Origin of the sequence: Bacillus sp. CGMCC 1.60114 (assembly GCF_042676365.1) — a bacterium.
Classification (GTDB): Bacteria; Bacillota; Bacilli; order Bacillales; family Bacillaceae_G; genus Bacillus_A; species Bacillus_A rhizoplanae_A.
Window position 1 is genome coordinate 1 of the sequence record NZ_JBHTHG010000105.1, and the last position, 6,615, is coordinate 6,615.

General features: G+C 33.1%; 7 protein-coding genes and 1 pseudogene. 6 read left to right on the forward strand and 2 right to left on the reverse strand.

Annotated features, from left to right (window positions below; genetic code table 11):
- A partial coding sequence (locus ACFQZ1_RS14595; protein WP_377882907.1) for a recombinase family protein occupies positions 1-299 on the reverse strand: 299 nt, incomplete at its 3' end.
- A gap of 310 nt (positions 300-609) precedes the next feature.
- On the opposite strand from ACFQZ1_RS14595, the gene ACFQZ1_RS14600 reads away from it, so the two are divergent.
- From ACFQZ1_RS14600 to ACFQZ1_RS14620, 5 genes are all read left to right on the forward strand, one after another.
- The gene (locus ACFQZ1_RS14600; protein WP_377882908.1) at positions 610-996 is read left to right on the forward strand and encodes a hypothetical protein; all 387 of its coding nucleotides are present in this window, start codon (positions 610-612) and stop codon (positions 994-996) included.
- Positions 997-1,399: 403 nt separating this feature from the next.
- Entirely contained in the window at positions 1,400-2,008 is a 609-nt protein-coding gene (locus tag ACFQZ1_RS14605) for a hypothetical protein (RefSeq protein WP_377882909.1), read from the forward strand.
- 223 nt (positions 2,009-2,231) lie between these two features.
- Positions 2,232-3,398 carry a DUF418 domain-containing protein gene (locus ACFQZ1_RS14610; protein WP_377882910.1) on the forward strand — a complete coding sequence of 389 codons (1,167 nt, stop codon included), beginning with the start codon at positions 2,232-2,234 and terminating at the stop codon, positions 3,396-3,398.
- Positions 3,399-3,667: 269 nt separating this feature from the next.
- On the forward strand, positions 3,668-4,387 hold the full coding sequence (locus ACFQZ1_RS14615; protein ID WP_377882911.1) for an MOSC domain-containing protein: 720 nt from the start codon (positions 3,668-3,670) through the stop codon (positions 4,385-4,387).
- Positions 4,388-4,614: 227 nt separating this feature from the next.
- A complete protein-coding gene (locus ACFQZ1_RS14620) occupies positions 4,615-5,175 on the forward strand; it encodes a hypothetical protein (RefSeq protein ID WP_377882990.1) in 561 nt (186 codons plus the stop codon).
- A 73-nt stretch (positions 5,176-5,248) separates the two neighbouring features.
- On the opposite strand, the gene ACFQZ1_RS14625 is transcribed toward ACFQZ1_RS14620, so the two are convergent.
- Positions 5,249-5,955, reverse strand: a protein-coding gene (locus tag ACFQZ1_RS14625) for an IS6 family transposase (RefSeq protein WP_377882912.1) whose coding sequence is annotated in 2 segments (ribosomal slippage) — positions 5,249-5,784 and positions 5,784-5,955 — 708 coding nt in all. Because the reading frame shifts where the segments join, the coding sequence is not laid out codon by codon here.
- Between the two features lie 391 nt (positions 5,956-6,346).
- Between ACFQZ1_RS14625 and ACFQZ1_RS14630 the strand changes: the two are divergent.
- Positions 6,347-6,615, forward strand: a pseudogene (locus ACFQZ1_RS14630) (Crp/Fnr family transcriptional regulator); the annotation flags it as partial.

A 6,615-nucleotide genomic window follows, 5' to 3' on the forward strand; every position in this document is an offset into this window, starting at 1 on the left:
TTATTTGGTATGCGTATTTTTAAAAACAAATAAACAAAATAGCAAGCATGTAGGCAACAAGAACGGCAGTTCGCGGGAAATCCAACCTTAGCTTGATGGGCATGGGTCTGTACTCCTACCATTAAAAAATCACCTTCTCGTACAAAATCTAAAGCTTTTTTAAATTCTACACGATTCATAAAATCCGCTCCGGATTTTTTCTCTACAAATATTTTTTCCGCACCGTGATTTTTAAATTCCACAATTTGTCGATCTAAGTTTTGATCCATAGAACTGACTCTCGCATAAGCAACTTTCACTCTCAAAAATCCTCCATTTTCCCTCTATTTATTTTACACCCTAATCATTCATTAGTTAGTTACTAAAAACACTTCGTTTCGATTGTATGATTAGGGTGTGTGATAATAGGTTCAAAAATAATAAAGAAAATGTCAATTTGATTATGTTTGGAAATAAAAGTAAGCTTATGACTCAAAATTACACGTATCTCGGCTGTACCCCATAAGGGCATTTCGTCGGAACTTTTTATCAAATATGTCTTTTGTAATCTCTTTGGTAAGATGATAACCTAATATTATAATATGTGATTTTAGGTTGGGGGCGCACTTTATGACACGTAGGAGTATTTTAGTGGTTATAGGTTTTTTGTGTTTATTGTGTTTGGTTTTTGGAATCTCTGTATATCGAAATATTCATTCTTCGGATACACAGACTACTGCCAGTAATGACTCTTCTTTCAAGAATGATAAAAAAGAAGTTTCCAGATGGTATTCTCAATCTCCAAAGACTGTTTTAAGTAAAGCTGATGCGGAATCGGAAATTAGTAATATCAAAGCCATTCAAAAATCTGGTTGGAAATTACTTATGCAAAACGGACAACCCGTTAGTTTCAATGGAAATGCATCAGGCCGTAATGAAATATCCTCTAGTCTCTTGTTCTATTGGCATATACATATTGATCACCCATTTCATCTAAGCATGTATATCTATTTTTAGTATGGGGTATTATTACCTTGATTAGTCCTTAGAGTGATGTGAATTACTTTGAATCAGTTGTATATTAATGGGATGGTTGTTTTTGTTCATAGAGTTTTTAGATTCTTTATTTATAGTATTTTGAATGTATACTTTTATTGTATATTTTGAGGATATCGGGGGATTTGGCGTGGGGTTAATATTTTCGGTAATTTGAAAGTAAACTAATATTTAAAAGTTTACATTTGAATAGAAAAAGAGTCCTAATTTAATAGGACTCTTTTTCTTTTATAAGTATTAAGAAATAAATAATTGTTTTAGTTAAATCACTTAGTTCTATCAATTCAAATAACCCGCTTTTTTATATTAAGTTACGTTAAGGTGGATTTTTCTGGTAGAATATGGATGATGAGATTGGTACATAGTGAAAGGTTGGGGCGTTTTAATGATAAATAATATAAAAGATGCGTTTAGTTTTTTTATTGATATTTTTAAAGGAGAGTTTCCTGTACACGATTTATATTTGATTGCTCTAATTATGATTATTATGCCTATTGGAGAATCTATAAGGGAAGCAAGACAAAAGGTTTATACAAAACCAATTTTTTTATTTTGTAAATGGGTTCCTATTTCATTTTTAGCTGTTTCAATTTATTTAACTGGATTTTATTATATTGCTAATTTGATTACTGAAATCGTTTCTTCTCCAAACGTGTTTCAAGATAAACAAAGTTTGCGTTCAATTGCTATTATGTCTTTAACTATGGCTAGTACTTCTGCTTCAATTATTTCTGTTGGTAAATTGGATAAGTTTTTTATAAATAATAAAATTATTTCTACTTTTATTGTTAACTCTTTATTAATAATGATCGGTATTTATTTTATAAATTTAATTTGGTATGAAACTATTAAAGCACCTTTATGGAGTTATGGATTAATAGGTGTAATTGATACTGTTTTTATTTGTTTTTTGTTGAGGGAACAGAATAAAGAAAGTAGGGAATTGATACAGGAGCAACAAAAAGTTAATTAGGGGTAGCACCCCATCGCCATCAAGTTAAGAAATACATTGTTCCTCAAAACGAAAAAACGAACCGAATTCTTATGGACAATTATGAAGAGATAAAATTTTTGTTTTGGGGATACTTCAAAATCTTATCTTGATGGGCATGTATGGTGAGGCCTATAAGGTATTTTTTCAAACAAGGTAAGCATATGATTAATAATGAAAAAATTAAGAAAGCGGAGAGTGAACCATGAAAAGCAGCAAACGAATTCGAAGCCTGGATATTTTACGGGGATTAGCAATTTTAGGAACCTTAGGAACAAACATTTGGATTTTTGCACATTTAGGGGATTTGAATTATATATTTACCTTTACTCATAACAAGTGGTGGTTATCGGGTGACGCCTTTTTACGAACCTTATTTTTAGCTTTAATTAATGGCAAATTGCTTGGCTTATTAGCCATCATGTTTGGCGTTGGGTTGGAATTAAAATATCAGCAATCACAACGGTTAAATCGTCCTTGGCCAGGAATATACATATGGATTTCTTTAATTCTGCTTCTCGAAGGATTTCTGCACTTTACCTTGGTGCTGGAGTACGACATTTTGATGTCTTATGCAATGACCGCGATTATTGTCTCTCTTATCGTCAAAGCAGGAGAAAAAACGATGCGAATAACGATGATCAGTGCTGCAGTAATTCATGTCTTCTTTATATTAATTGTTTGCTTAGGTGTACTGGTGCATCAAGTAAATAGTGAGTCATTTGCAACACCTCAAGAAATCACTAACCTTTATCAAATTGGATCTTGGTTGGAACAAGTTCAATACCGACTTAGTCATTTTTGGGATTTGCGAACAGAAGCAATCTTTGTTATTCCCTTTAATATTTTTCTATTTTTAACAGGTGTTCTGTTGATGAGAAAAGGAGCTTTTACGAATGATGATAACGGACGGAACATTCGTAAAAAGATGATGAAGATCGGATTATCTTTTGGCTTACCTCTAAATTTATTACTGTTTATTCCCGGAGGTTATTTTGATTTTCCAGTAAGGTATATATTTGCCCCGATTCTGTCGATGGGATACATGGGAGCAATTAGCTTGTTGGTTGAAAAATTCCATTCCTTTTCATTGTGGAGATTCCTAGAAAGAGCAGGTAAGATGTCCTTGAGCTGCTATGTATTACAGAATATTTTGTGTTCAGTTCTGTTTTATGGTTGGGGCTTGGGGTTTGGTGGAAATCCTAGTTCGTTTACGGTCATTTCTGTCTGGATATTAATCTGTTTACTGCAGCTATTCTTTGCTACTTTATGGTTAGGTTACTTTACCATGGGACCGATGGAAACAGCACGTAAGCATCTAGCTGACTTACTAATAAGAAAAAAAACTTCGAGAAAAGATTTGCAGGCATAAGATTATATATATGATAACATTTTTAATATAAAAATAAATAAACATTAGTATTCATATATTAATTGACTCCTTATAACAAGAATTATGTGAACACAAAAGTCCCACAGTTAAACAATCTGGGGGACTTTTAATAGTCTCTTAAATACATTGAATCCCGGTAATGAGATGTTATGTCAATCTCAAGTGTATACGATATCATAAGGTAACTAATTCCAATTGATTATATAATTAAGAGATAAGATAAGATTAAATAAAAAAGGAGTAGGGATATGATAATTGGAGAACTAAAAGAAATTGTAAGACATCCAATAAAATCATTTCGCGGAGAAAATGTTCAACAAACTTACATTGCATCCTATGGTTTATATGGAGATAGAAGCCATGCTTTTTTAGATGAAACAAGACCAGGAAAATATTTAACTGCAACACAACTTCCTGAGATGATTGGTTACACGGCGAGTTTTATAGGAGAAGAATCTTTTGATACATATCCACTAATCAAAATCACTTCTCCTGAAGGAAAAATATACAAGTGGGGAGATCAAGAGTTACTTACAGAATTAGAACAAAAATCAGGTCGTAGAATTAAAAGTATACAATACTCCCCTCAGCAAGTACCTCTAGGAGCAATTGAAGAAGAACATATATTAATTGTAACTGATACGTCACTACAAGAAATAAGTGCAATGTGGGGACAAGATGTGAACCATAGAAGATTTCGTCCAAACTTGATATTCTCATTATATGAAAATATTCCTTTTCCAGAAGATACATGGTTTGGAAAATGTATACGTATAGGAGAAGTAGAATTAAAAATAGTAAGACACTGTGAACGCTGCATGATTATTACTATTGATCCTAACACATTAACATTGGAAAAAACTCTCTTAAAAACTGTTGTACAAAAAAGAAATAATCATTTTGGAGTCTATGCATCAGTTATAAAACCAGGAAAAGTGAATGTTGGAGATTCTATCATATTAGAATAACTTCCGCTAACGAATTTTACGTCAACTAGCCCCTCTTGTGGGGGGTAGTTGTTTTTTTACAGTAATTTATGAATGGATGGATATTTTTTTAATAAACTTTGATGAATATTAGTTTGAATATTCTTAATATTAAAACTAATATTTCTATAAATTCTAAATATTTACTTTTTTGTAAAAAATGATAAATTTGGTGTGTGAGTTACAAAACTATTAAAGGGGGATTTTTTATGTTCAAGAAATTAGTAGTCGGGGCATTAGCAACAGGTATTGCATTAACTGGGGGAATTGGTGCAGCATCAGCTGATACAGTAAAACCTGTGAGTTCTCCTAATAAAGCAATTGAAACAACTTATTCAGAAAACCAACAATATATTTCAGATAGAATTGAAAGTATAGTTGAAAATACAAATGAGGTCGAAAAACCATTTGTACCAAATTTTTCTGATAAAAATAATCTTATTGGAGAAAAAGCAGCTGTAGCATTTGATTGGAGATATTCCGGTGGATATAATTTTTCCACATCAATTCAAGTACAAAAAACTGTATCTGTAGCAGACAACGGAACTATTGGAGTAGCTATTCAAAATAATAAAAATTTTAATTTTAAAGTTATAGTAAAAAGTTTATCATCAGGAAACACTGTAACCCATACTGTAACAGGAGGGCCAATGAGTGGTGGCAATTATGTTTATAGCTTCTTTGGTCCTATGAAAGCAGGAAACTATGTTGTAACTCTAGTAAATACAGATAGTTCATGGCACCAAGGCACTGTTTGGCTTGGATGGTAATTACTTAAATTGGTTCTGGTGCAAAGATGATTTCAAAAAAACATAGGACATGAATTTCCTATTAACTTACGGATTATGCTGCAATGCCAAACAGTTTATCAATGAATTCTTTTCGATTTTGGGCAGACTTCACCCTATGGTGAACTTGCCCTTTTTTCATCATATGTATGGCTTCAATGCCACGTACTATTGAAGTAGCAGTTTCATACGTTTTGAACCCCAGCATAGAGCGTACTCTTTTCTTAATGAAACGATGATCTTGTTCTACGATATTATTGAGATATTTCACTTGTCTCATTTGGATGCCTTCAGGCATCTCTTGCTCGTCTTTTAATTGTTGAATAGCTACAGGATACGCTGGATTTTTATCGACGGTTATGACACGAGGCTTAGAAACATGAAGAGACCGCAAAGCTTTCTTGAAGAAGTACTTTGCAGCCTTTTGGTCTCTTGTTTTGCTTAGGTAAAAGTCAATGGTGTTTCCTTCGGAATCCACTGCGCGATATAAATACATCCATTGACCTTTTACTTTGATATACGTTTCATCCACTCTCCATGAATCATTTATACGTTTTAGATGACGACGAAGTCGCTTGTCTAATTCAGGACTATACTGATGAACCAACGCATAATGGTCGTATGAGCCATCGATAATCCTCGTTCCTCCATCATTTCCACAAGGTTACGAAAGCTTAAGTTGTACCGTAGATACCATCTGACAGTAAGAAGAATAATATCGGGTTGATAATGTTTCCACTTGAATAAATTTTGCTTTTCCATACTGATCACGCCCCTTTTTAGAGTACTAGTATCAGTATGTCCAAGTTTACTAGATTTCTTGCACCAGAACCACATATGGTCTCGTATCGCACAAATATCTTCCTCCTCATTTGTTTTATTAAACATTTGGCGTAAGGTTTTCGAAGAATACAAATAAGGTGTACTGTACAACATTTGATATTGGCTCATAACTCTTCACCATCCATATGCAATTCTAGGTTCTCTAGATACATATGATTGTGATACCATATTTCGAATTTGTACCAGAAAAATTACGATATAGAAGCATTTAGAAAAAAAGAAATCCACCCTTTCTGATATTATTTTATTAATCCGTTAAGCACCAAAAAAGTTATTTAAACATGGATTTAATAAAGATTAGGAGGAACAAATGATCAGTAAACTAAATCAGGTTATAAAATGTTTCCCTTGCCTGTCCTCTATTGAAGCTAAGGAATGGAATAGAACTGATATTTCTATAGTGCAAGTTCCAACCACTCCTGTAGCTTTTGCAAGGGGGCATCGCTTACACCATGCTATTTTTATTTTGGATGGTTGTGTACGCATTTATAGGGTTGGAGAGAATGGCAGGGAGATAACCCTCTATCGGGTTCAGAGCGGCGGCGTTTGTTTAATGATGATAGCTAGCATATTGGGTGA